The organism is Rhodococcus sp. JVH1, from assembly GCF_000280725.2.
Classification (GTDB): Bacteria; Actinomycetota; Actinomycetes; order Mycobacteriales; family Mycobacteriaceae; genus Rhodococcus_F; species Rhodococcus_F jostii_A.
Genome location: NZ_CP166289.1, coordinates 6509268 through 6534160 on the forward strand (window position 1 = coordinate 6509268; position 24893 = coordinate 6534160).

The 24893-nt window shown below is 66.6% G+C and carries 24 protein-coding genes and 3 tRNA genes; 14 read left to right on the plus strand and 13 right to left on the minus strand.

Going from position 1 to position 24893, the window contains the following annotated elements; all coding sequences use genetic code 11:
• Positions 1–92 precede the first annotated feature (92 nt).
• Positions 93–314: a DUF3618 domain-containing protein gene (locus JVH1_RS30240; RefSeq protein ID WP_009474119.1), complete on the plus strand. Its 222-nt coding sequence runs from the start codon at positions 93–95 to the stop codon at positions 312–314.
• A gap of 155 nt (positions 315–469) precedes the next feature.
• Here the strand turns inward: JVH1_RS30240 and JVH1_RS30245 are convergent.
• Positions 470–542: transfer RNA gene (locus tag JVH1_RS30245), tRNA-Lys, on the minus strand.
• A gap of 289 nt (positions 543–831) precedes the next feature.
• On the opposite strand from JVH1_RS30245, the gene JVH1_RS30250 reads away from it, so the two are divergent.
• Positions 832–2070 (plus strand): Ig-like domain-containing protein, encoded by a 1239-nt coding sequence (locus tag JVH1_RS30250; protein WP_011594441.1) that lies wholly within the window; start codon positions 832–834, stop codon positions 2068–2070.
• A 62-nt stretch (positions 2071–2132) separates the two neighbouring features.
• Here the strand turns inward: JVH1_RS30250 and JVH1_RS30255 are convergent.
• Positions 2133–2208: transfer RNA gene (locus tag JVH1_RS30255), tRNA-His, on the minus strand.
• 85 nt (positions 2209–2293) lie between these two features.
• Complete coding sequence (gene orn / locus JVH1_RS30260) at positions 2294–2893, minus strand: oligoribonuclease (protein WP_005570251.1); 600 nt, start codon at positions 2891–2893, stop codon at positions 2294–2296.
• Between the two features lie 85 nt (positions 2894–2978).
• Between orn and JVH1_RS30265 the strand changes: the two genes are divergently transcribed.
• The gene (locus tag JVH1_RS30265; RefSeq protein WP_009474116.1) at positions 2979–4715 is read left to right on the plus strand and encodes a helicase HerA-like domain-containing protein; all 1737 of its coding nucleotides are present in this window, start codon (positions 2979–2981) and stop codon (positions 4713–4715) included.
• Positions 4716–4735: 20 nt separating this feature from the next.
• On the opposite strand, the gene cmrA is transcribed toward JVH1_RS30265, so the two are convergent.
• The 3 genes from cmrA to JVH1_RS30280 are packed head-to-tail and all read right to left on the minus strand — an operon-like array spanning position 4736 to position 8129.
• Positions 4736–5539, minus strand: a complete 804-nt coding sequence (cmrA, locus tag JVH1_RS30270) for a mycolate reductase (RefSeq protein WP_011594438.1) — start codon at positions 5537–5539, stop codon at positions 4736–4738.
• A gap of 18 nt (positions 5540–5557) precedes the next feature.
• The gene (locus JVH1_RS30275) at positions 5558–7582 is read right to left on the minus strand and encodes an NADPH-dependent 2,4-dienoyl-CoA reductase (protein ID WP_009474114.1); all 2025 of its coding nucleotides are present in this window, start codon (positions 7580–7582) and stop codon (positions 5558–5560) included.
• A 13-nt stretch (positions 7583–7595) separates the two neighbouring features.
• Entirely contained in the window at positions 7596–8129 is a 534-nt protein-coding gene (locus tag JVH1_RS30280; RefSeq protein WP_011594436.1) for a PadR family transcriptional regulator, read from the minus strand.
• Between the two features lie 126 nt (positions 8130–8255).
• Here JVH1_RS30280 and JVH1_RS30285 point away from each other — a divergent pair, with 126 nt between their 5' ends.
• Positions 8256–9581, plus strand: coding sequence for an MFS transporter (locus tag JVH1_RS30285; protein ID WP_009474112.1), 1326 nt, complete (start codon positions 8256–8258; stop codon positions 9579–9581).
• On the opposite strand, the gene JVH1_RS30290 is transcribed toward JVH1_RS30285, so the two are convergent.
• The 3 genes from JVH1_RS30290 to JVH1_RS30300 all read right to left on the minus strand — a co-directional run bounded on the left by JVH1_RS30290 (position 9578) and on the right by JVH1_RS30300 (position 11819).
• The gene (locus JVH1_RS30290) at positions 9578–10156 is read right to left on the minus strand and encodes a hypothetical protein (protein ID WP_009474111.1); all 579 of its coding nucleotides are present in this window, start codon (positions 10154–10156) and stop codon (positions 9578–9580) included. The two genes, JVH1_RS30285 and JVH1_RS30290, sit on opposite strands and share 4 nt — an antisense overlap.
• A 77-nt stretch (positions 10157–10233) precedes the next feature.
• Positions 10234–11085 carry an alpha/beta fold hydrolase gene (locus tag JVH1_RS30295; protein WP_009474110.1) on the minus strand — a complete coding sequence of 284 codons (852 nt, stop codon included), beginning with the start codon at positions 11083–11085 and terminating at the stop codon, positions 10234–10236.
• 26 nt (positions 11086–11111) lie between these two features.
• Positions 11112–11819 carry a TetR family transcriptional regulator gene (locus tag JVH1_RS30300; RefSeq protein WP_009474109.1) on the minus strand — a complete coding sequence of 236 codons (708 nt, stop codon included), beginning with the start codon at positions 11817–11819 and terminating at the stop codon, positions 11112–11114.
• Between the two features lie 118 nt (positions 11820–11937).
• On the opposite strand from JVH1_RS30300, the gene JVH1_RS30305 reads away from it, so the two are divergent.
• Genes JVH1_RS30305 through JVH1_RS30315 form a run of 3 tightly spaced genes read left to right on the plus strand, consistent with a single transcriptional unit; the run spans position 11938 to position 14475 of the window.
• Positions 11938–13047, plus strand: a complete 1110-nt coding sequence (locus JVH1_RS30305; protein ID WP_009474108.1) for a ferredoxin reductase — start codon at positions 11938–11940, stop codon at positions 13045–13047.
• A 33-nt stretch (positions 13048–13080) separates the two neighbouring features.
• Positions 13081–14253 carry an acyl-CoA desaturase gene (locus JVH1_RS30310; protein WP_009474107.1) on the plus strand — a complete coding sequence of 391 codons (1173 nt, stop codon included), beginning with the start codon at positions 13081–13083 and terminating at the stop codon, positions 14251–14253.
• A 12-nt stretch (positions 14254–14265) separates the two neighbouring features.
• Positions 14266–14475 carry a hypothetical protein gene (locus JVH1_RS30315; RefSeq protein ID WP_009474106.1) on the plus strand — a complete coding sequence of 70 codons (210 nt, stop codon included), beginning with the start codon at positions 14266–14268 and terminating at the stop codon, positions 14473–14475.
• 414 nt (positions 14476–14889) lie between these two features.
• On the opposite strand, the gene gdhA is transcribed toward JVH1_RS30315, so the two are convergent.
• A complete protein-coding gene (gene gdhA / locus JVH1_RS30320) occupies positions 14890–16233 on the minus strand; it encodes an NADP-specific glutamate dehydrogenase (protein ID WP_009474105.1) in 1344 nt (447 codons plus the stop codon).
• 100 nt (positions 16234–16333) lie between these two features.
• Positions 16334–16837 (minus strand): helix-turn-helix domain-containing protein, encoded by a 504-nt coding sequence (locus JVH1_RS30325; RefSeq protein WP_011594432.1) that lies wholly within the window; start codon positions 16835–16837, stop codon positions 16334–16336.
• Positions 16838–16924: 87 nt separating this feature from the next.
• On the opposite strand from JVH1_RS30325, the gene JVH1_RS30330 reads away from it, so the two are divergent.
• The 3 genes from JVH1_RS30330 to JVH1_RS30340 all read left to right on the plus strand — a co-directional run bounded on the left by JVH1_RS30330 (position 16925) and on the right by JVH1_RS30340 (position 19321).
• Positions 16925–17641: an SDR family oxidoreductase gene (locus JVH1_RS30330; protein ID WP_009474103.1), complete on the plus strand. Its 717-nt coding sequence runs from the start codon at positions 16925–16927 to the stop codon at positions 17639–17641.
• Positions 17641–18201, plus strand: coding sequence for a PaaI family thioesterase (locus JVH1_RS30335; protein ID WP_011594430.1), 561 nt, complete (start codon positions 17641–17643; stop codon positions 18199–18201). The genes JVH1_RS30330 and JVH1_RS30335 overlap by 1 nt, the downstream gene beginning before the upstream one ends.
• A 295-nt stretch (positions 18202–18496) precedes the next feature.
• Positions 18497–19321, plus strand: coding sequence for an alpha/beta fold hydrolase (locus JVH1_RS30340; protein WP_009474100.1), 825 nt, complete (start codon positions 18497–18499; stop codon positions 19319–19321).
• A 70-nt stretch (positions 19322–19391) separates the two neighbouring features.
• On the opposite strand, the gene JVH1_RS30345 is transcribed toward JVH1_RS30340, so the two are convergent.
• Positions 19392–19464 (minus strand) — tRNA-Arg (locus tag JVH1_RS30345).
• Between the two features lie 57 nt (positions 19465–19521).
• Positions 19522–19899, minus strand: a complete 378-nt coding sequence (locus tag JVH1_RS30350) for a DUF4345 domain-containing protein (RefSeq protein WP_009474099.1) — start codon at positions 19897–19899, stop codon at positions 19522–19524.
• Between the two features lie 103 nt (positions 19900–20002).
• Here JVH1_RS30350 and JVH1_RS30355 point away from each other — a divergent pair, with 103 nt between their 5' ends.
• The 4 genes from JVH1_RS30355 (at position 20003) to JVH1_RS30370 (ending at position 24873) form a co-directional block, all read left to right on the plus strand.
• Positions 20003–22033 carry a cytochrome c oxidase assembly protein gene (locus JVH1_RS30355; protein WP_009474098.1) on the plus strand — a complete coding sequence of 677 codons (2031 nt, stop codon included), beginning with the start codon at positions 20003–20005 and terminating at the stop codon, positions 22031–22033.
• A 169-nt stretch (positions 22034–22202) separates the two neighbouring features.
• The gene (locus tag JVH1_RS30360) at positions 22203–22631 is read left to right on the plus strand and encodes a single-stranded DNA-binding protein (RefSeq protein WP_009474096.1); all 429 of its coding nucleotides are present in this window, start codon (positions 22203–22205) and stop codon (positions 22629–22631) included.
• A gap of 133 nt (positions 22632–22764) precedes the next feature.
• Entirely contained in the window at positions 22765–24444 is a 1680-nt protein-coding gene (gene ettA / locus JVH1_RS30365) for an energy-dependent translational throttle protein EttA (protein WP_007296602.1), read from the plus strand.
• Positions 24445–24447: 3 nt separating this feature from the next.
• A complete protein-coding gene (locus JVH1_RS30370; protein ID WP_009474095.1) occupies positions 24448–24873 on the plus strand; it encodes a thioesterase family protein in 426 nt (141 codons plus the stop codon).
• Positions 24874–24893 lie beyond the last annotated feature (20 nt).

Genomic DNA, 24893 nt, shown 5'->3' on the forward strand with positions numbered 1-24893 from the left:
CGGGAGTTCTCGTCTACGGTTGACGCAAGTGTGGGATCGTCGCGGTAGCGTCGCTCTCGCTGATCGAACCAGTCGAACAAGTTGGAGGACACGTGCCCAGGGACACCGAGAGCATCGAGCGTGAGATCGAGAACGCGCGCAATCAGCTCGCGAGCACTCTCGACGAATTGACGGTCCGCACCAACCCGAAGCGTCTCGTGGAGAGCACGAAGCGCACGCTGATCGCGAAGCTGAACGAGCCGGCGGTCAAGTACGGACTGATCGCCGTGGGTGCGGTGGCAGGGCTCCTGGTGCTCCGCAAAGCGTTGCGCTGAACGACCCTCGTCAGTGACGGGCCGTCGGATGTGAAGTTCGCAGTGACTTCACGTTCCGGCGGCCCGTTCGTCATCCGGCCGCCCACTCGGTGCGGTGAGATCGTGACACGAGAAAGGCCCCCATCCTCGTGAGAGGATGGGGGCCTTCGTGCAAGTGCGCCCACAGGGACTCGAACCCCGGACCCAGTGATTAAGAGTCACTTGCTCTACCAACTGAGCTATAGGCGCTCGCTCTTGCGAGACAGAACATTAGCGGGTCGCTTCTCGAGAATGCAAATCGCCTGGTGGCGACTGCCCGTGGCGACCCCATCCACACGGTGGCGCGTAACAAGAGCGCCGCTGGTCACGATTGATATTCGAACGTTATTGAGCGGCTCGGCGCTTGGTTGGAACCGCTCTCCAGTGGCTGGCATCATTGAAGACCACACGGTCTCGACGTGCTGATTCGTCTTGCGAAGGCGAGGGACGTGCCGGCTTGAACGTGAATTCGGAGCGAGGACGTGAAGTGGGGTTATCCATGGGTGTGGGGCGTGGCGGGCGCGTGCGTGCGCAATCGGTGAGATCCGTCTCGAAGACGGCGACGATTGTGGCGGCATCACTCGTATTCGCAGTGTCGATCGCAGGGTGCACCGTCTCCGGTGCCGACAGCGTCACGTCGGAAGGTGAGGCGCCGATCGATTCCAATCCGGTCACCGAACTCATCAAGCCGAAGCTGACGGCGTCGGCCGTCGATGGTGCGGTGGGATTCTCGCCCGGACAGCCGGTGACGGTGACTGTGGCCGACGGCACGCTGGCGGCGGTCACCATGCTCAACCCGGAGGGCGAGCCGGTCGACGGCGCCATCGCCCCCGACGGGTTGTCCTGGGTCAACACGGAGCCGCTGGGCTACGACAAGGAGTACCGGCTCGAGGTGAAGGCGAACGGACTCGGCGGCGGCACCACTTCGACGTCGGCGTTCACGACCAGCGCGCCCGGCAACGTCACCAAGCCGTACGTGATGCCGTCGGAGGGTGACGTGGTGGGCATCGGTCAGCCGATCGCGGTCCAGTTCGACGAGAACATTCCCGACCGCAAGGCCGCGGAGGCCGGCATCACGGTCACGACGAATCCGCCCGTCGAGGGCGCGTTCTACTGGGTGAACAACCGTGAGGTGCGGTGGCGTCCGCAGAGCTACTGGGCCCCCGGCACGGCCGTGGACGTCAAGGTCGCCGTGTACGGGCGCGATCTCGGTGACGGACTGTTCGGCCAGGAGGATGTTCACACGGCCTTCACCATCGGCGACGCCCTGATCGCGACGGCGGACGACAACACCAAGCAGGTGACGTTCGAGCGCAACGGCGAAGTGATCATGACGATGCCCACGTCGATGGGTAAGGACGACACGCCCACCGACAACGGCGTCTACATCATCGGCGACCGGTTCGCGAACCTCGTCATGGACTCGTCCACCTACGGTGTGCCGGTCAACTCCCCGCAGGGATACAAGACGCCCGTCGACTGGGCGACGCGAATGTCCTACAGCGGCATCTTCTTCCACTCGGCGCCGTGGTCGGTGGGGCAGCAGGGCTACTCGAACGCGAGCCACGGCTGCCTGAACCTGAGCCCGTCCAACGCGAAGTGGGTGTACGACAACACGAAGCGCGGCGACATCGTGATCGTCAAGAACACGCTGGGCGGCACGCTGTCGGGCACGGACGGCCTCGGTGACTGGAACATCCCGTGGGATGTGTGGAAGGCGGGCAACGCCAACGCCTGACGGCAGGCGTCAGACCAATCGCAAAGAGGAAAGCCCCCGGCCGAGGCCGGGGGCTTTCCGTATGGGGTGAGTGACGGGACTCGAACCCGCGACAGCCAGGATCACAACCTGGTGCTCTACCAACTGAACTACACTCACCATGTGCTTCAGGCACCGCCCGGGGGCAGTAACTTCGGCGAGGAAGATACTAGCGCGTCCGGTGCCCGAGAAGCCAATCGGTATCTCAGGCGGGCCCGAGTTCCTCGACAACTGCGGCGATGTCGCTGGTAGACGGTCCGGGCTCGGGCACGAACGCCGTCTTCCGGTAGTACTTCAGTTCCCGGATCGACTCCTTGATGTCGGCCAGGGCGCGGTGGGCGAGACCCTTTTCGGGCTGACCGAAGTAGATCCGCGGGTACCAGCGCCGGGACAGTTCCTTGATGGAGCTGACGTCGATCATCCGGTAGTGCAGGTAGGTGTCGAGGTCCGGCATGTCGCGGGCGATGAATCCGCGGTCGGTAGCGATCGAGTTGCCTGCGAGCGGCGCCGTCCCGGCGACCGGCACGTGCTCGCGGATGTAGGCGAGCACCTGCTGCTCGGCCTCGGCGAGCGTGACCGTGGACTTCCGGACCTCGTCGGTCAGTCCCGAGTTCTCGTGCATCTTGGTCACCACGTCGGGCATGGCCGCGAGCGCGTCGTCGTCGGCGTGGATGACGATGTCGACACCCTCACCGAGCACGTTCAGCTCGCTGTCCGTGACCAGAGCTGCGATCTCGATCAGCTTGTCGGTGCCGAGCCGGAGCCCGGTCATTTCACAGTCGATCCACACAAGTTTGTCCTGCACCAGGAACACAGTAGTCACGTGAGTGACGGGATAATGTCTGCGGTGGACACTTTCTCCCGACGTGCGTGATCCGAGGAGGGCTTGGATGACCCGGCAATCGCAGGACGGCGACGCGACCTCGACCCCGGCGGAGAGGGCGGTGGCGGCGAGGGCGGCGGCCGCCGAGGCGGCCAGGATCGCGGCGGAGGCTGCGGCAGCGGCAGAGGCGGCCGAGAAGGAAGCCCGGGACGCGGAGGCCGCGGAGAACCGTGCTCCCGCAGGCGTCGCCGCCTCCTCCGGTGCCGCCGCGGACATCGCGGCCGGATACTCCTCGGAGGGTGCGGCTCTCGAGCTGGGAACGGTGGTTCTCGACGGCGTCGTGGATTCGGCGGCCCGGGTGCGTATCCCCCTCGCGACGGTCAACCGGCACGGACTCGTCGCCGGCGCCACCGGGACGGGAAAGACGAAGACGCTGCAGGGTATTGCCGAGCAGTTGTCGGCTGCAGGGGTTCCCGTGGTGATGGCCGACGTGAAGGGCGACCTGTCGGGCCTGTCGCAGCCGGGTGAGGCGGGCGACAAGATCACCACCCGGGCGTCCGAGACGGGTGACGGCGAGTGGCGGCCGGCGGCGTCCCCGGTCGAATTCCTCTCGCTGGGAACGGAAGGTCTGGGCATTCCCGTCCGCGCGACCATCACGGCGTTCGGGCCGATCCTGCTCGCCAAGGTTCTCGGGCTCAACGAGACTCAGGAGTCCACGCTGGGGCTGATCTTCCACTGGGCCGACGTTCAGGGGCTTGCGCTTCTCGACCTGTTGGATCTGCGATCGGTCATCGCGCATCTCACCAGCGACGAGGGCAAGGCCGATCTGAAGGGCATCGGAGGCGTGTCCCCGGCCACGGCCGGCGTGATCCTCAGGGCCCTCGTCAATCTCGAAGCCGACGGCGGCGACACGTTCTTCGGGGAGCCCGAGCTCGAGACCGAGGATCTGCTCCGGGTGATCGACGGCAAGGGCGTGATCACGTTGTTCGAGTTGGGCGCCCAGGCCGCGCGACCGGCATTGTTTACCACCTTCCTGATGTGGGTGCTGGCCGACCTGTTCCAGACGTTGCCCGAGGAAGGCGATCTCGACAAACCCAAGCTCGTCTTCATCTTCGACGAGGCGCACCTGCTCTTCGCGGACGCGTCGAAGGCGTTCCTGCAGCAGGTGGAACAGACCGTGAAGCTCATCCGCTCGAAGGGTGTGGGGGTCTTCTTCTGCACCCAGTTGCCGACGGACGTCCCGAATGCGGTGTTGTCGCAGCTCGGTGCGCGGATCCAGCACGCGCTGCGCGCCTTCACTCCCGACGACCAGAAGGCGCTCGCGAAAACGGTACGAACGTACCCGACCACCGAGAACTACGACCTCGAGAAGGCCCTCACCTCACTGGGCATCGGTGAGGCGATCGTCACGGTCCTGTCGGAACGGGGCGCACCGACGCCGGTGGCGTGGACGAGGATTCGGCCTCCCCGCTCGCTGATGGACACCATCGGCACCGACGCGATCACGGCCGCGGCGTCGTCGAGCCCGCTGTCGGCGAAGTACGGGCAGACCGTCGACCGGGAATCGGCGTACGAGAAGCTGACGGCCAAGGTCGCCGGAGCCCCGGCCGCGGAACCAGGTCTCGACCTGCCCCCGCTGCCCGACCTGCCGACACCACCGCCCGCACAGCCGGAGGGTCCGAACATGGCCGAACAGATTCTCGGGAACTCCGCGGTGAAGAGCTTCTTCCGCTCGGCCACGTCGGCCGCCGGCCGCGAAATCTCCCGCAGCATCTTCGGGACGGGTAAACGTCGCAGGCGGTGAAACCCGCTGCACGCCAGTGTCTAGCTGCCCAGCTTCTTGTAGAACGTTCCGACGATCGGGGCGACCACGGCGCGCGGGCTGTACTGCCCGGCAACGGACATCGCCTTGCTGATGATGCCGGGCACGACGCGCATCTTGTTGTCGGCGAGACCGTCGAGCGACACCTTGGCGGTGTATTCGCTGGAGATCCACAGGAAGTCGGGCACCAGCCTGTCCACGATCGACGCGTCCGCCGGATCGGGCTCCTCGGTGCGGACCGGGCCGGGTGCGAGCAGCGTGACGTTCACTCCCGTTCCCTTGAGTTCGCCGCGCAGCGACTCGGAGAAGGTGTTGACGAACGCCTTGCTGGCCGCGTAGGTGGCGTTGTGGGGGATGGGCATGTTGCCTGCCGCGGAGCCGACCATGAGGATGGCGCCGGACTTGCGTTCGAGCATCCCGGGCAACACCGCGAGGGTGAGGTCGTGCACCGCAACGGCGTTGAGTTCCACCTGGGCCCGCTCGTACGCCGGATCGAGTCCGGCGACCGGGCCGAACGTGGCGATGCCCGCGTTGTTGCACAGGACGCTGATCTCACGTCCGGACAGTTCGGTGACGAGGGTGGCCCGCGCGTCGCGGTCCGACAGATCGCACGCGCGCACGTCGACCTCGACGCCGTACTCGTCACGCAGGGTCCCGGCGAGTGACTCCATCACCTCGCCGCGGCGCGCGACGAGGATCAGGGAGTGGCCCCGGGAGGCCAGGTCGGTGGCCAGCGCCTCGCCGATTCCGGACGAGGCGCCGGTCACGACGGCGCGGGCACTGGGAGTGGGGTTCGGCAAGCTCACGGTCAGCAGCGTAGTGCGTCAGATGCGCGCGGCGAGCCGGGTGCCCTGCTCGATGGCCCGTTTGGCGTCGAGTTCGGCGGCGACGTCGGCGCCCCCGATGACGTGGGTGGTGACGCCGGCGACGGTCAGTTCGTCGACGAGGTCACGCACCGATTCCTGACCTGCGCAGATCACGACGTTGTCGACGGCGAGGGTGCGGGGCTTCTCGCGTTTGGCGCCGAACGTGATGTGCAGGCCGTCGTCGTCGATGCGCTCGTAGTTGACCCCGGACAGTTCCTGCACGCCCTTGTTCTTCAGCGCTGCCCGGTGAACCCAGCCCGTGGTCTTCGCGAGTCCGGCGCCGATCCGGCCGCTCTTGCGCTGCAGCAGGTACACCTCACGCGGCGACGGTTCGGGAATGGGTGTGGTGAGGGCGCCCGCCGCGGCCTCGGGTTCGGTGACACCCCACTCCTGCTTCCACTCCTTCAGGTCGAGCGTCGGGGAGTGCTCGTGGGTGAGGAACTCGCTGACGTCGACGCCGATCCCGCCGGCTCCGATCACCGCGACCGACTGCCCGACGGGCTTGCCACCCCGCACGACCTCCGGATACGTGAGCACCTTCGGGTGGTCGATACCCGGAATGGACGGAACGCGCGGCGTCACCCCGGTCGCGACGATCACCTCGTCGTATTCGCCGACCAACTCGGTCGCGGTGACGCGGCTGTCGAGCCGGACGTCGACACCGGCGAGCGGAAGCTGGCGGTTGTAGTACCGGATCGTCTCCGCGAACTCCTCCTTGCCGGGAATCTTGCGGGCGATGCCGAACTGGCCGCCGATCTCTGAATCCGCCTCGAACAGGGTCACCGAGTGGCCGCGCTGTGCCAGGCCCAGTGCCGCCGACAGTCCGGCGGGTCCGGCGCCGACGACGGCGACACGCTTCGCGGCCCGGGTGGGGGAGAGTGTCAGTTCCGTCTCCCGGCCTGCACGGGGATTCAGCAGGCACGACACGTGCTTGCGGACGAAGGCGTGGTCGAGGCAGGCCTGGTTACACGCGATGCACGTGTTGATCTCGTCGGGGGTGCCCGCTTCGGCTTTGCGCACCCAGTCGGGATCGGCGAGCATCGGGCGCGCCATCGAGATGAGCTGCGCGTCACCGCGGGTCAGGATTTCCTCGGCGACCTCCGGCATGTTGATCCGGTTCGACGCGGCCACGGGAATGCTCACGTGCTTCTCGAGCTTGCCGGTGATGTCGGCGAACGCGGCCCGCGGCACCGAGGTCACGATCGTCGGAACACGGGATTCGTGCCAGCCGATGTCGGTGTTGATGATGGTCGCGCCCGCGGCCTCCACTTCCTGTGCCAGCGCGACGATCTCGTCCCACGTCTGACCGCCCTCGACGAGGTCGGCCATCGACAGGCGGAAGATGATGATGAAGTTCGGGCCCACCGCCTTGCGAGTGCGGCGGACGATCTCGACGGCCATCCGCCTGCGGTTCTCGGGAGTGCCACCCCATTTGTCGGTGCGCTTGTTGGTGCGCTCGCACAGGAACTGGTTGATGAAGTAGCCCTCGCCGCCCATGATCTCGACGCCGTCGTAGTTCGCCTGCTGCGCGAGCCGGGCGCAGCGGACGAAGTTGCGGATCTGCCAGCGCACGCCGCGGCCGGTGAGTTTGCGGGGCCGGAACGGGTTGATCGGGGCCTTGATCGACGAGGCGGAGACGCTGAACGGCTGGTAGCTGTACCGGCCGGCGTGCAGTATCTGCAGGGCGATCTTGCCGCCCTCGTCGTGCACCGCCTTCGTGATCGCGCGGTGCCTGCGTGCCTCGACACGGTTGGTGAGCTTGGCGCCGAACGGCAGCAGCCAGCCCGTCCGGTTGGGTGCGTATCCGCCGGTGACGATCAGCGCGACACCTCCGCGGGCGCGCTCGGCGAAGTACTCGGCCAGACGGGGAACGTCTTTGGCGCGATCTTCGAGCCCGGTGTGGATGGAGCCCATGATCACCCGGTTCTTCAGCGTCGTGAAACCGAGGTCGAGCGGAGCGAGGAGCTGCGGGAACTGTGTCATTGGCGGCGTGTCCTTACTGTGCGAGCGCGTCGAGTACTTCTTGGCACCAGTCGGCGAATCCCTCTTCGACGCGGATTCCGCCGCGCAGGACGAGGTACTGGTGCAGGGCTGCCCCGGAGAGCTGGGCCGGTGCGGGGAAGTCACGTTTTTCGATCATGCGGTAGACCTCGAGCCGGGCGGCGTGGCCGTCGCGGTGGCGAGCGACCTCGGCGGTGAGTGCGGCGATGTCACCGTGCTGAGCAGCGCGGATCTTCACTGCCAGCTCGTTGCGCAGGTGGTTGGGCTCGGTCGGTTCGGCGATCCAGCGCTCGAGTTCCGCGCGCCCGGCTGCGCTGACCCGGTACACCTTCTTGTCGGGTCTGCCGACCTGCGCCACGACCTCGGCGTCGACCCATCCCGACTCGTCCATGCGTTTGAGGACGCGGTAGATCTGCTGGTGGGTGGCGCTCTGGAAGAAGCCGATGGATTTGTCGAACCGGCGCGCCAATTCGTAGCCCGAGCCGGAGTGCTCGGTCAGGGAGACGAGGAGCGCATGTTCGAGTGCCACGAACCGAAGTATGTATGCAACGAGGTGCGTATGCAACTGAGTGCACACTTAGTTGTTCCGTGCGAACGGGACGCTCGTCGCGTCAGACCGTACGAACTTCCCGTTCGCTCGCATAGGCTCGCGGGCATGAGCACCGACGTTCGTCCGCCGGCCGGGATCGGCGAGGCCGCGACGCGCAGACAGGTTGTCGCGTGGGGGCTGTGGGACTGGGGATCGGCCGCCTTCAACGCCGTGATCCTCACGTTCGTCTTCTCCGTGTACCTGACGGACGCCGTGGGGGACGACCTGCCGGGGTCGATCTCCGCGAGCACGTGGCTGGGATGGTCGCTCGGCATCGCCGGTTTCCTCATCGCCGTGCTCGCCCCCGTCACCGGTCAGCGATTCGACGCCGCCGGACGACGCAAGTGGGCGCTCGGCGTCCTCACGTTCGCGACGGTCGGGTGCATGGCGGCGATGTTCTTCGTCCGCGACTCGTACCAGTACCTGTGGCTCGGACTGGTGCTGCTGGCCGCGGGTTCGGTGATCTTCGAACTGGCCGGCGTCCCGTACAACGCGATGCTCAGGCAGGTGTCGACGCCGGCGAACATCGGCCGAGTGTCCGGGTTCGGCTGGGCGATGGGCTATTTCGGCGGGATTGTGCTGCTGCTGCTGTGCTACTTCGGATTCATCTCCGGTGACGGCGACAACCGGGGATTCCTCGGGCTCACCACCGACGGCGGACTGAACATCCGGATGGTGGCGCTGCTCGCCGCCGTCTGGTTCGCGATCTTCGCGATCCCCGTCCTGTTGAAGGTCCCCGAGCTACCCCGCCCGCACGTGGATCCGGGTGCCGACAAGGCCGGCTTCGTCGAGTCGTACCGGGTGCTGTGGCGCGATCTGCGCGACCTCTGGGTCGCCGACCGGCGCACCGTGTACTTCCTGGTGGCGAGTGCGCTGTTCCGTGACGGGCTGGCCGGTGTCTTCACGTTCGGCGCCGTCCTCGCCGTCAACGTCTACGGCATCAGCGCGGGCGACGTGCTGTTGTTCGGCGTCGCGGCCAACGTCGTCTCCGCGCTCGGCGCGCTCACCGCCGGCCGGTTCGACGACCGGATCGGACCCAAGACCGTCATCATGACGTCCCTGATCGCGATGATCGTCGTCGGCGTCGTACTGACGGCCGTCTCCGGACCGGCCATGTTCTGGATCTTCGGGCTGCTGCTGTGCCTGTTCGTCGGTCCCGCGCAGTCGTCGGCGCGCACATTCCTGGCCCGGATCACACCACCCGGCCGGGAGGGGCAGATGTTCGGTCTGTACGCGACCACCGGTCGCGCGGTCTCGTTCCTCTCGCCCACCCTCTTCGGATTGTTCGCCTGGTGGTTCGCGGCGGATCGGGCGGGGATCATCGGCCTGGTGATCGTGCTCGCGATCGGGCTCGCCGCGCTGACGATGGTGAAGGCGCCCGAGCGCGACTAGCGCCGCGCGCGATTGTCATCGATCCGGAGCTTGTCCGGGAACAGCCGTCGCTGTGTCAGCCAGCCCGCCGCCGCCACGACGATCCAGATCAGCGTGGCGAAGAACTGCTGGCTGCCCTCGTTCGGATCCTCCAAGAAACCCAGCGGAGGGATAGCCAGGCCGAGCCCGGTCAGCACCATGCTGGCGCCGCCGACCGCGGTGAGCCACAACAACGCCCGCGCCCGGTACCGGTCGGCGAGGAATCCACACGCGACGGCGAGTGCGACGATCACGACCCCACTGAGGAGCCAGCCGGCGTCGTCGGGTTGCAGAACACGACTGAGCTTCGCTCCGATCACCGCGCCCGCGATGATCCCGATGAAGAATGCGGCGAACTTGAAGATCAGGGTCGTGGCCACCCACACCACTACCGCACCGATCGCCGCGACCAGGAACGTCGTCCCGAGCGACAGCGACAGCAGGTCGGCCAGGAGCCAGCCGAGGCCGAATCCCGCGGCGATAACGGCGACGTGTTGTGAACCGACACCGGCGAAGCACAGAACGGCGCCGACCAGAAGGATTGCGATGCCACTCATGGTGCCCTCCCAGGGTGCACGAGACGAGTAGTGCCATCAAACCAGAACGGACGCCCCGTCGAGGTGAAGAGCGGATTTCAGTTCGGTGCGGCTGCGGTGCGCGCGAGGATCGCATCCGCGAGGGCGCCCGGGCGCTGTTCCGGGATCCAGTGCGTGGCATCGTCGAGCACGACGAATTCGTACGGCGCATCGACGAACTCGCCGCACCGCTCGGCACCCGCACGACCCAGCGCCTGGTCGCCGGTGCTCCAGACGTACGTCGTGGGAACGGTGACGGCAGGCGTCTGCTCGAAGTCGCTCGTCATCGCGCGGTACCAGTTCAGCGCGCCGGTGAGCGCTCCCGGTTCGCCGAGCAGCGCGACATGCCGGTCGACGAGCGCCGGCGCGACGGCGTCACCGAACATCGCGCGCAGCGCCTGCGCGTTCTCGCCGAGGAGGACCTGCTCGGCCTTGCCTTCCATCCTCAGGAGGCGGATGTAGGAGGAGCGTTCCTTCTGATCGGCGTCCTCGCGCAAGGCCCAGCCGAACGCGCCGGGATGTGGCACCGACACGGTGGTGAGCGAGATGATCCGGTCGGGGTGCCGCGCCGCGACGACCCACGCCACGGCGGCTCCCCAGTCGTGCCCGACGAGATGTGCCGAGTCGAGGCCGAGTGCGTCGAGCAATCCGATCACGTCCGCGACGAGGTGGTCGATCCGGTAGGAGTCGACTCCGTCGGGTCGCGCACCGGGCGAGTATCCGCGCTGGTTCGGGGCGAACGTCCGCAGACCGGACTCGTTCAGCAGGACGCTGACGGGTTCCCAGGACGCGGCGCTCTCCGGAAACCCGTGCAGCAGAACGACGGGGACGCCGTCGGCCGGACCGCTGGTGGTGACGTCGAACGTCAGGTCGCCGAGAGTGATGTGCGCGTGTTCCGAGGTTGACAACATGCCCCCACCGTACGGTGAGAGCGCGACTACTTCCCGGGATTCCACCCGCTCATGCCGAGCATGATCAGGCGCAGTTGCCGTTCGGCGCGCGCGACCACCTCGGCCTCACCTCGGCTTCCGGGACGCTCGGCCTCGAGTAGATCGACGACGACGGCGAACATGGTGGACACGATCAGGTCGGCCGCCATCTCCAGGTCGTCGTGGTCCCAGGACTGCAGACCGTCGATGCGGGACAGGTCCACCGTGAGTTCGCTGACGAACAGCTTCATCTCGGTCGCGATTGCCCGGCGAATTTCCGGGACGCCGCCGTAGCGTTCGCGGCTGAGGAACCGGAACTGCGCCTCGTGGGTGCGGACCTGCCGCACGAGGATGTCGAGGGATGCGCCCGCGCTCTTGGTGCTCGGGGTGCGCCGGGCGTCGCGGAGCATCTGCCGCAGCATCCGCATGCCCTCCTCGACGAGCACCACGCCGAGCTCCTCGATGGACGCGAAGTGGCGGTAGAACGCGGTGGGCACGATTCCCGCGGTGCGGGTGATCTCGCGGAGGCTCACGCCGGCGAAACTGCGGTCCGCCATGAGTTCGAGCGTGCCGTCCAGGAGAGCCTTCCTCGTGCGCTCCTTGCGGGCTGCCCTGCTCTCCGGTTCGGCGCCGGTCGACTGACTCACGGCAGTGAGTGTATTCGCGGCGGTGCCGACGACCGTCATCTCCGGGTGCTCGTACTCGTCATCCGACATGCGTATCCGATCCCTGTCTGGGGTGTGCGTGCGGTCACATTCCGATTGACAAGTTCCTGTCTCTCTCTGTCACACTATTGTCAGTGTACAACCGTGCACTCAAAAGGAGGAGGCTGACGTGTCAGTTGCCCACACCAGTCGTCCGGCGGAGGGACGCAGGTTCTCGCTGCTGTCGTTGTTCGAGGCGATGGCCACTCCGCACCAGCTCGACCGCTACCTCGAACTCGTCACTCCCATGGTCACCGTGCGCGACCTGCGAGCCGAAGTGATCGAGGTCCGGCGGTCCACCGCCGACACCGTTACCCTCACGCTGCGTCCCACCCGTCAGTGGCGCGGATTCCGTGCGGGGCAGTTCGTGCAGGTGGGCGTCGTGATCGACGGGGTTCGGCACACCCGGTGCTACTCACCGGCCAATGCACAGGCGTCCACCGACGGGCTCGTCGAGCTGACGATCAAGGCGCATCCCGACGGTCTGGTCTCGCAGTACCTGCACGCGCACGCGCGTCCCGGTCTCGTGCTCGACCTGTCTCAGGCGGCGGGAGAATTCACCCTTCCGTCTCCGCGTCCGTGCCGGCTCCTGCTGGTGAGCGGAGGCAGCGGAATCACCCCGGTTCTGTCGATGCTGCGCACCCTCGTCGACGAGCAGCACGTCGGCAGCATCACTTTTCTGCACTACGCGTACACCGAAAACGACGTCGCGTACCTCGACGAGTTACGCGCACTCGCGGACGCGAACGCCAACGTCTCCCTCGTGTTGGCGTACACCGATCAGGAGACCGGCGGTCATCTCCACGGGTTCTTCGGTCAGGAGCACCTCGACGCTGTGGCGCCCTGGTACGCGGACGCCGAAACCTTCCTGTGCGGCCCGCCCGGACTGATGCGTGGCGTTCGGGAGGTGTATCGCGAACTCGGCATCGAGGACCGTCTGCACACCGAGGAATTCGCTCCCGCCGCAGCCCCTGCGGAGGGTGAGGCCGGTGGCGAGGTGTCCTTCACCGCCAGCGGTGTCACCGCAGACAATTCCGGCGCGACGCTGCTCGAACAGGCGGAGGCCGCCGGGCTCCATCCCGAGTACGGGTGCCGGATGGGCATCTGCTTCTCCTGCACGACGGTGAAGAAGTCGGGGTGCACCAAGAACGTCCGCACCGGCGACACCGACACCGATCCGGACAAGGCGATCCAGCTGTGCGTCTCGGTTCCGGTGGGCGACGTCGCCCTCGACATCTGACTTTCACAAGACATTCAACGCTTGGAGACCGACATGTTTGGACTCTCACTCTCGTTCCTCCCGTTCGTCGACGGCTCCGACGGTTCCCGTAACGACGCCCCGGTGGTGCTCAGTCACGACCAGGTCGAAGAGATCGGCCGGGAACTGGATGCCCTCCGCGACCGGACGGTTGCGGACCTCGGCGCCGAGGACCGCGAATACATCTACAAGATCATCAAGGCGCAGAGGGGATTCGAGGTCGCCGGCCGCGGGCTGATGTATCTCGGCTTCTTCCCGCCGGCCTGGATCGCCGGGGTCGGTGCCCTCGGTGTGTCGAAGATCCTCGACAACATGGAGATCGGCCACAACGTCATGCACGGCCAGTACGACTGGATGCGTGAACCGGGCCTGAACTCCCGCGTGTTCGAGTGGGACACCGTCTGCCCGGCCGATCAGTGGAAGCATTCCCACAACTACATGCACCACACGTACACCAACATCCTCGGCCGGGACCGGGACATCGGCTACGGCATCCTGCGGATCGACGAGGCACAGAAGTGGAACCCGTACTATCTCGGGAACCCGGTCTACGCCTTCTTCCTGATGATGCTGTTCGAGTGGGGCGTCATGATGCACGACTTGGAAGCGGAGAACGTGATCCAGGGCAAGCGGAAGTGGCACGACGTCAAGCCGCTGCTGAAGGGCTGGTGGCGCAAGGCCGGTCGGCAGGTGCTCAAGGACTACGTGATCTTCCCGGCGCTCACCGGGCCACTGTTCGTCCCCACACTGCTCGGCAATGTGACCGCCAACCTGATCCGCAACGTGTGGGCGTACTCCATCATCTTCTGCGGCCATTTCCCCACCGGCGTGCAGAGTTTCACCGAGGACGAGACCGCGGAGGAAACTCGCGGCGAGTGGTACGTCCGGCAGATGCTCGGAAGCGCGAACATCGAGGGGAGCCCGCTGTTCCACATCATGTCGGGCAACCTGTCGCACCAGATCGAGCACCACCTGTTCCCGGACCTGCCCGCCCACCGGTACCCGGAGATGGCACCCGTCGTGAAGGCGCTGTGCGAGAAGCACGGGCTGCCCTACAACACCGGTGGCTTCTTCAAGCAGATCGGCTCCGTGTGGGGGAAGATCTTCAAGTTCGCACTGCCGCCCGGTCTCGTCTCGTCCGACACCCCTCCCGGTGTTATCGTCGAGCGGCAGAAGACTGCAGCCTGAGAGGCGAAACACATGGTGGGGAAGTTCGAGCGGCGCAAGGACACCGTGCAGGAACTGACGGAGTCCGCGGCTACGCACGTGGGCCAGATCGCGACGATCATCGCGGGCGCCGTCCGGGACGTCACCCGGGAGATCGGTGACTGGGTGTCCGACGGTATCGAGATGCGCGAGGCCGCGAAGAAGGCCCGCGACGACGAGGGCGAGGCCGAACCGGTCGACTGAGTAAGCCGACCGGGCGTATCGCCCAGGGTAGAGATCCGGCCGCCGAGGGTGTGTTCATTGCACCCTCGGCGGCCCTTCTGCGGGCAGGGCTCCGGCCGATGCTGGGTGCAGCACGTAACCGCACCTCGAAAGGAATCCCTGTCCCCCATCATAGTCTCCACCACAGCGCGTATCGCGCTCGCCGGCTTTGCAGCCCTTGTCATTTCGCTGACCGGTGCCGCCGGCACGGCGTCGGCCAAGCCGATCTGCGAGACCGGCTGTTCCCAGCCGCTGCCCACCAAGAACCCAGGCCCGACGTCAATCAGATGTGCTGGGTCGAATGGGGTCAGGCCCAGTGTCAGGTGAGCTGACGCATTCGCGTCGTCGAACGGTGGGTTGGGGACGGCGACGGCCGCGCCCCACCCGTCGCTTCTGCTAGATGACCCCGAGCGAGATCATGGCGTCAGCCACCTTCACGAAACCGGCGATGTTCGCACCGTGCACGTAGTCGCCCGGCATGCCGTACTCGGCGGCCGTGGCCACGGTGCGCTCGTGGATGCCGCGCATGATTCCGGCCAACCGCTCATCCGTGTATTCGAAGCCCCACGAGTCGCGGGATGCGTTCTGCTGCATCTCGAGCGCCGACGTGGCGACGCCGCCCGCGTTGGCCGCCTTGCCCGGCGCGAACGCCACCGCGGCATCGCGGAACACCTGGACGCCCTGCGGGGTCGTGGGCATGTTCGCGCCCTCGGCCACCGCCTGCACGCCGTTCGCGACCAGCGTCTTGGCGGCCGCTTCGTCGAGTTCGTTCTGGGTGGCGCAGGGGAGCGCGACGTCGCACGGCACGTCCCAGATGGATCCGTTCGGCACGAACCGGGCGTGCGGCACCGTGTCCGCGTACTCGCTGATCCGTCCGCGCCGCACCTCCTTGATCTCCTTCAGGAGCTCGAGGTCGATGCCCTTCTCGTCGACGAGGTATCCGGAGGAATCGGAGCTCGCAATCGCGATTCCGCCGAGCTGGTGCACCTTCTCGATCGCGTAGATCGCGACGTTTCCGGACCCGGAGACGACGACGGTCTTGCCGTCCAGTGAGCTGTTCGCCGCCTTCAGCATCTCGGCGACGAAGTAGGCGACGCCGTACCCGGTCGCCTCGCGACGCACCTGCGAGCCACCCCAGGTGAGGCCCTTACCGGTGAGGACCCCGGACTCGTAGGAGTTGGTGAGGCGCTTGTACTGGCCGAACAGGTAGCCGATCTCGCGCCCGCCGACGCCGATGTCACCTGCCGGGACGTCGGTGTACTCGCCGATGTGGCGATGCAGTTCGGTCATGAACGACTGGCAGAACCGCATGATCTCGGCCTCCGAGCGACCCTTGGGGTCGAAGTCGGAACCACCCTTGCCGCCGCCGATCGGAAGTCCGGTGAGGGCGTTCTTGAAGATCTGCTCGAACCCGAGGAATTTCACGATTCCCAGGTTCACGCTGGGGTGAAACCGCAGGCCGCCCTTGTAGGGGCCGAGCACACTGTTGTACTGCACGCGGAAACCGCGGTTGACGTGCACGTTGCCGGAGTCGTCGACCCACGGCACCCGGAAGATGATCTGACGCTCGGGCTCGCACAGCCGCTCGATCAATCCGGAGTCGGCGTAGTGGGGGTGGTGGTCGAGCACGACCTGCAGCGACTCGAAGACCTCGGCGGCTGCCTGGTGGAACTCGGGTTCGCCGGCGTTCCGCAGGCGGACCTGCTCGTAGATCTCTGCTACCTGGTCGCGCGTTGACACAGACCCACCTGCCTGACGTGTGAGGAATTCGTTACCTGACGTTTACTTTGAAAACTATAGACCCGATGTCGGGCGTCCTGTATCGGGCTGGGTGGAGAGGTCAGGACTTCGCCGGTGGTGTGCGGGAATGCATTGCGACAGAGGTGTTCTCGACCGCCTCGCCGCAGTGCGCGCAGCGGTGTTCCAGCTCCAGTGAGTGCCCGCATTCGTGCACGAGCACCGACGGGGCCTCGTCGACGGCCCACTTGCTGCCCCATTGGAACAAGGAGAGCAGCAGCGGTCGCAGGTCCTCGCCCGCCGCGGTGAGGTGGTACTCGAAGCGGGGAGGGTGCTCGGAGTACTGCCTGCGTTCGATGACGCCGACCTCCTCGAGCTTGCGCAGTCGCGCGGTGAGGATGTCGCGCGAGACGCCGATGTACCCGGCAATCCGGTCGAAGCGGTGCACCCCATAGCTCAGTTCGCGGATCACCAGCATGGACCAGCGGTCGCCGATCAGTTCCATAGTGGCGGCGATCGCGCAGGGTCTCGGCGCCAGTGGCATGCGGTCCATGACGATCTCGGGTGTCGCTCGCTCGGTGTCGCCGTTGTTCATGCTCTCCATCATAGAGGGTTGTGTTTTCCAACTAATAGGAATTACTGTCGTGAACGTAGTTGGTTGGAAAAGCAGACTTACTCACTCGAAGGGGTCGTCATGACCACGATTCAAGATCGAACGGTGCTGGTCACCGGAGCCGGCCGCGGGCTCGGACGTGCCTTCGTCGCCGAGGCGCTCGCGCGAGGAGCGCGAACGGTCTATGCGTCGGCGCGTGATACGTCGACGATCGAGGAGCATCCGCGGGTCGTGCCCGTCGCATTGGACGTCACGAACCCCGTATCGGTCTACGCCGCAGCGGAGCACGTGGGGGACCTCGGCGTCCTGATCAACAACGCCGGCATCCTCATCGGCGAGTCGCCGCTCACGGGTGATCTCGACGGAATGCGCCGTGAACTCGAAACCAACCTCTACGGCCCGCTCAACGTCACTCGCGTGCTCGCACCGATCATCGCCGCCAATGGGGGCGGCGCCATCCTCAACGTGCACTCCGTCCTGTCCTGGCTGGCCGTCGGCGGCTCGTACAGCGTCTCGAAAGCCGCCCTGTGGAGTGCCACCAACGCGATGCGTGCCGAACTCTCGGCGCAGAACATCCAGGTGGTCGGGCTGCACCTCGGGTACATGGACACCGATATGACGAGCGGACTGGACGTGCCGAAGATCTCCGCGGCCGAGGTCGCGCGACTGGCCTTCGACGGCATCGAGTCCGGCGCCCACGAAGTCCTCGCGGACGACACCTCCCGCACCGTCAAGGCGGCACTGTCGGGCGACCTCGACGTCCTCTATCCGCAGCCGGCGCAGCAGGGGGCGGCATAGTGAGCGAGTCCGGAAACGGCGCGGTGTCGACTGTCGAGGGCGTGGCGGACGCGGAGTGGGGAGAGGTGCGGTCGAGGACCGTCGAATGGCGCGACCCGGCGGGTCCGGCGCGGAAGGCGCGAGAACTCGACGGCCTCGGGTACCTGCGGGCGATCCTCGGCGGCGACATTCCCGCACCGCCGATCGCGAGCCTGATGAACCTGCGCTTCCTCGAGGCCGAGCCCGGAAGGGTCGTCTTCGCGCTGGACCCCGACGAGTCGCAGTACAACCCGATCGGCGCCATCCATGGTGGCGCCGTGTGCACCCTGCTCGATTCGGTCGCCGGCTGCGCCGTGCACACCACGTTGCCCGCCGGGTGGGGCTACACCTCGGTCGAGATCAAGGTCAACTACATCCGCGGGGCGACCCGGGACTCCGGAGTCCTCACGGCCACCGGCGTCGTGAAGAAGGCGGGTCGCCGGATTGCGTTCGCAGAAGGGGAGGTCACCGACTCACAGGGCCGTCTCGTCGCCACCGCGAGCAGCACCCTGCTGGTGTTCGAGGTTCCGCCGGAGAGCTGACACCGGATGCGCGAGTAAGGCGGCTGAACCCGGGAACCCGCCACTCGCGGAGGATGGTGGCGGGTCCCGGTGCACCCTAGCCCCGTCGGGTTGGGGCGATGCGCGAACAAGACTAATTGGTCGGTTTGTTACCCGCGAGTACGGAACTCCGGGTACGGACGACGGGCGCAATACCTATCAGACGGTCGTACAGGATGCTGCCGGTCGAAGCCGCCCTGCGACGTACCGAACTTTGATGTACTGAAATTGCGTCCACATCAGCGTCATCCCCAGAGCGGTCAAGGAAGGCAACCACATGGGCACGATCACTACCCAGGATGGCACGGAGATCTTCTACAAGGACTGGGGAACCGGTCAACCCATCGTGTTCAGCCACGGCTGGCCGCTGTCGGCCGACGACTGGGACACACAGATGCTGTTCTTCCTCCAGCACGGCTATCGCGTCATCGCCCACGATCGGCGCGGTCACGGGCGCTCGACACAGACCGGCGACGGCCACGACATGGACCACTACGCCGACGACCTCGCGGAGCTGACCGCGCATCTCGACCTGCAGGACGCCATCCACGTCGGCCACTCGACGGGCGGCGGCGAGGTGGTGCACTATCTCGCGCGGCACGGGGAGAGCCGGGTGTCGAAGGCCGCACTGATCAGCGCGGTACCGCCGCTGATGGTGAAGACCGAGGCGAACCCGGGAGGCCTTCCCAAAGACGTGTTCGACGACTTGCAGGCACAGCTCGCCGCCAATCGCTCGAAGTTCTATCGCGACCTGCCGTCGGGACCGTTCTACGGATTCAACCGACCGGGCGTGGAATCCTCGGAAGCGATCATCGCGAACTGGTGGCGCCAGGGGATGATGGGCGGGGCCAAGGCCCACTACGACGGCATCGTGGCCTTCTCGCAGACCGATTTCACCGAGGATCTGAAGAAGATCACGGTGCCGGTGCTGGTGATGCACAGCGAAGACGACCAGATCGTTCCCTACGCCGACGCGGGACCATTGTCCGCGAAGCTTCTCGCGAACGGCACGCTGAAGACATACCAGGACTTCCCGCACGGCATGCCCACCACACAGGCGGAGACGATCAACGCCGACCTGCTGGCGTTCCTGAAGGACTGACACGAAATCCCCGATCCCTGTTCGTCCAGGTGGTCGGGGGTTTTCGTCTGTCGGTGTTCCGTCGGATGAGTGCCCCCGGCAGGATTCGAACCTGCGACCAAGAGATTAGAAGGCTCTTGCTCTATCCCCTGAGCTACGGAGGCGCGCAGCAAATATTACCTGCCGCTCCGAGCGCTCCGACCGGGGCTGGGGTGTCCGCGTCACGAGCCCAGGGCTGCCCCGGAGAGCAGAAGTCCTGCCAGGACGAGCTCGACCACGAAGTAGAACCACACCGGGTAGAAGCGGGTCGGCCGGTCGGCGACGACCGACACGATCCGGCCGAATGCCATCCCCAGCAGGGCGACGGCCACGGTCACCGAGGCGGCGGATCGGATGCCGTGCGCGTCGAAAGCAGCGAAGAACAGTAGGGCCGCCACCGCGACACCGAAGCCGCCGTAGACCGCGCGCACCTCGGCGCGGGAGGTCGCCGAATCCGCGGACAGGGCGAACGGGGCGACCAGCCGGGCAGGTGCGGCGAGACCGTACACACCCATGCCCGCGAAGAACAGCGCCACGGCGATGATCAGAAACTCGGCCATCTCAGCCTTTCGTTCCCTCGGGACAGTCCCTGTCGACGATAACCGGATCGGCGACGGAACCCTCGCGTCTCCGACGGCCTGTCGTAGGTCCTACCCTTGATGTATGGCTACACCCCAGCTCGCGCCGTCCGACCCGGCATCGAAACCCCCGAATCGCGCCGATTCGACCGCCCTGTTCGTCGTCGGCGGACTCATCGCCGGTCTGGTAGCGGCAATCGTCGTCGGACTTTCCGCTGCTCAGGCGCTCGTGCTGCTGGGAATTCCGGATCCCGGCCCGATCACCACCTACGGACTGCCCGCGATGCGGGCTGTGTCGGAGATCGCTGCCGTCATCACCATCGGATCGCTGCTGCTCGCGGCGTTCTTCGTGCCGCCGCAGAAATCCGGTGTCCTGGACGTGGACGGCTACCGCGCGGTCCGGACGGCGTCGTACGCCGCGATCGTATGGGCCGCGACCGCCCTCGTCCTGGTCCCGCTGACGTTGTCGGACACGTCCGGGCAACCCTTCGCCGAGGCGGTCGAACCGGCCAATATCTTCAATTCGATCGATCAGGTCGAACTCGCCGGCGCCTGGCGCTGGACCGCGATCATCGCGATCGTCCTCGCGATCGCGTCCCGGCTCGTGCTGCGCTGGTGGTGGACGCCGATCCTTCTGCTCGTCGGCATCCTCGGGCTGATGCCGCTCGCGTTGACGGGGCACTCGTCGTCGGGCGGCTCGCACGACATGGCGACGAACAGTCTGATCCTGCACCTGGTCGCTGCGTCGCTGTGGGCGGGCGGCCTGTTCGCTCTCCTCGCCCACGCGCGCAGGCGCGGCGCCTACACCGATGTGGCGGCGCGCCGGTTCTCCGCGGTCGCGACGGTCTGCTTCGTCGTCATGGCGATCAGTGGCGTGGTGAACGCGCTGGTTCGCGTCCAGATCGGTGACCTCGTCGACACCACGTACGGACGCCTGGTGGTCGCGAAGATCGTGGCGCTCGTCATCCTGGGGGTCTTCGGCTGGGCGCAGCGTCGACGGGCCCTGCCCGCGCTGCAGAAGGACCCGGCCGGCCGCGGCAACCTGATCCGGTTCGCCGGCGCGGAGGCCATGGTGTTCGCCGCCACGATCGGTCTCGCCGTCGGGCTCGGTCGCACACCCCCGCCCCCTCCGACCGCGGCGCCCACCCTCACGGAGGTGGAACTCGGCTACAACCTGGCGGGGCCGCCGACGTTCTCCAGGCTGATGCTGGACTGGCGATTCGACCTCCTCTACGGCACCGCCGCGATAGTGCTGGTCGTCGTCTACGCGCTCGGATTGCGCAAACTCCGGCGTCGCGGCGACAGCTGGCCCGTGGGCCGGACCGTCGCGTGGATGTGCGGATGCGTGGTGCTCCTCGTGGCGACGTCGTCGGGTGTCGGGCGCTATTCACCGGCCGTGTTCAGCGTGCACATGGGCGCGCACATGGCACTGTCGATGCTGACCCCGGTCCTGCTGGTGCTCGGTGCGCCGATCACCCTCGCCCTGCGTGCCCTCGATCCGGCGGGCAAGAATGGTGTGCCGGGTCTGCGCGAGTGGATCCTGACGGCGCTGCACAGCCCGTTCTCCCGGTTCATCACCCATCCCGTCGTCGCGGCCGTGCTGTTCGTAGGCGGTTTCTACGCCCTGTACCTCGGCGGGATCTTCGAGGCCGCCGTCGACTCGCACTCCGCGCACGTCCTGATGAACCTGCACTTCCTGCTGAGCGGCTACCTCTTCTACTGGGTCGCCATCGGCGTCGATCCCTCGCCGCGCAAACTTCAGCCGGTGACGAAGCTCGCGATGGTGTTCGGCTCGCTGCCGTTCCACGCGTTCTTCGGTGTGGCGCTGATGAGCATGGGCGCGGTGATGGGCGAGTGGTACTACCGGTCGCTCGGACTGGGCTGGAACGCCGACCTGGTGGGTGACCAGCAACTGGGTGGCAGCATCGCGTGGGCGACCGGCGAGATCCCGTTGGTGCTGGTGATGATGGCGCTGCTCATCCAGTGGTCCCGCAGCGACGGCCGCACGGCGCGGCGGGTCGACCGGGCCGCCGACCGCGACGACGATGCCGACCTGGCAGCGCACAACGCGATGTTCGCGGAACTGGCGCGACGGGACCGAGAAGCCGGACACTGACCGCTAGCACGTGGTTCCGACACCGTCGGAGCGTCAGCAGCCGTTTCGGCTGCTCTATCCACACCCGCTCCGTTTCTCCACAGATTTCGGATGCCGTCCGGCAATCTCCCATCCGGACGGCACGCTGTGAGTGACGGCACCTTGCCGCACTCACAGGGGGTAGAGCGAAATGTACGAAACACACGGCACCGTGGTCGGAACGGTCATCACCAGCCCGGTCACCCGGTCGAACGCGGCCGGTGACGAGTTCCTCAATTTCCGGATGGCGAGCACGGTCCGGCGCCGCGATCACGCGACGGGCGAGTGGCGCGACGGGAGCACGCTCTACCTCACGGTGACCTGCAGGCGGCGACTGATGGCCGGCGTCGTCCAATCGATCGCGAAGGGGGATCCGGTCATCGTGACCGGCGAGTTGCGCACCACGGAGTACACGACGCGGGACGGAATCGCCCGCTCCGACCTGGAGCTGAGCGCGACCGCGATCGGACCGGATCTCGCCCGCTGCACGGTCGTCCTCGAGCGCGCGCCCAGAACCGCGGACGGGGGTGCGGCGACCCCGGCGACGGAACAGGTCGCCACTCGGTCCCTCGTCGCGTAGCGCACCAGCGGGTATCGGCGCCGACCCCGCGCCCGCGGCGCCGGTGCCCGCGGCTTCTTCCTGCGAAGCCCCCGATCACGTCCCCGACCCTCCGCGATGTGGGTTCATCGCACTTCACCATTAGGCTGGCCCCATGGCTGAGTTCATTTACACGATGAAGAAGGTGCGCAAGGCGCACGGTGACAAGGTCATCCTCGATGACGTCACGATGAGCTTCTACCCCGGCGCCAAGATCGGTGTGGTCGGCCCGAACGGCGCGGGTAAGTCCAGCATCCTCAAGATCATGGCGGGGCTGGATCAGCCGGGCAACGGTGAAGCGTTCATCGCTCCGGGTGCCACCGTCGGGATCCTCATGCAGGAACCGCACTTGGACGAGACCAAGACCGTTCGCGAGAACGTCGAAGAGGGCCTGGGTGAAACCATGGTCCAGCTCAAGCGGTACAACGAGATCGCCGAGCTGATGGCCACGGACTACTCCGACGAGCTGATGGAGGAGATGGGCGAGCTCCAGGAGAAGCTCGACCATGCCGACGCGTGGGAGATCGATTCCCAGCTCGAGCAGGCGATGGACGCCCTGCGCTGTCCGCCGCCGGAGGAGATGGTCACTCACCTCTCCGGTGGTGAGAAGCGCCGCGTCGCCCTCTGCAAGCTCCTGCTCAGCAAGCCCGACCTGCTGCTGCTCGACGAGCCGACCAACCACCTCGACGCGGAGAGCGTCCTGTGGCTGGAGCAGCACCTGGCCGCCTACCCGGGCGCGATCCTGGCCGTCACCCACGACCGGTACTTCCTCGACCACGTCGCCCAGTGGATCTGTGAGGTCGACCGCGGCCGCCTGTACCCCTACGAGGGCAACTACTCCACCTACCTGGAGCAGAAGGCCGCCAGGCTCGAAGTCGCGGGCAAGAAGGACCAGAAGCTGCAGAAGCGCCTCAAGGAGGAGCTGGCCTGGGTCCGCTCTGGAGCGAAGGCCCGTCAGGCCAAGAACAAGGCCCGCCTCGACCGCTACGAGGAAATGGCCAACGAAGCCGAGAAGACCCGCAAACTGGACTTCGACGAGATCCAGATCCCGGCGCCGCCGCGACTCGGCGACGTCGTGGTCGAGGTCTCGAGCCTCGACAAGGGCTTCGACGGCCGGGTTCTGATCAAGGACCTGTCGTTCACCCTGCCGCGGAACGGCATCGTCGGCGTGATCGGCCCCAACGGTGTCGGTAAGACGACGCTGTTCAAGACCATCGTCGGGCTCGAGGAGCCGGACGCCGGTGAGGTGAAGATCGGTCAGACGGTCAAGCTCAGCTACGTCGACCAGAACCGTACGGGCATCGACCCCGACAAGACGGTGTGGGAGGTCGTGTCCGACGGTCTCGATCACATCGTGGTCGGCCAGACGGAGATGCCGTCGCGCGCCTACATCAGCTCGTTCGGGTTCAAGGGCCACGATCAGCAGAAGCCTGCGGGCGTCCTCTCCGGTGGTGAGCGCAACCGCCTGAACCTTGCGATGACGCTCAAGCAGGGCGGAAACCTGATCCTGCTCGACGAACCGACCAACGACCTCGACGTCGAGACCCTCGGTTCGCTGGAGAACGCCCTCGAGCAGTTCCCCGGCTGCGCCGTCGTGATCTCCCACGACCGCTGGTTCCTCGACCGCACCTGCACGCACATCCTCGCGTGGGAGGGTGGCTTCGGCGACAACGAAGCCGCCTGGTACTGGTACGAGGGCAACTTCGAGGGCTACGAGGCCAACAAGGTCGAGCGGCTCGGACCGGACGCGGCACGTCCGCACCGGGTGACGCACCGCAAGCTCACGAGGGACTGACCCTTGGCGGAGTCGAAGGTCTTCACGTACGAGATCCAGGTCCGGTGGGGTGACTCCGACCGCCTGGGTCACGTCAACAACACCCGCTTCGTCGAGTACATGCAGGAAGCACGTGTGCATTTCCTGTCGTCGGAGCTGGAGTCGGTGGGAGCCCGGGCGGGCGCCACGGTGGTGCGCAAGATGGACGTGGAATTCCTGCGTCCCGTCACCGACGCTTCCGGTCCGCTGACGATCGACGTGTCGGTGCTCCATGTCGGCAATTCGTCGTACACGATCCGGCACATCGTCACGAACCGCGACGGGGTCCGCTGCGCGACGGGCGACGCCCTGATGGTGGCGTTCGACGCGAAGACCGAACGCTCGCGTCCGCTCTCCGAGGCGGAACGGGACGCGCTCGAGCGGTACCTCGCGCCGGTGACCACCGGCTGACGGATCCGGCACGCGGGGTG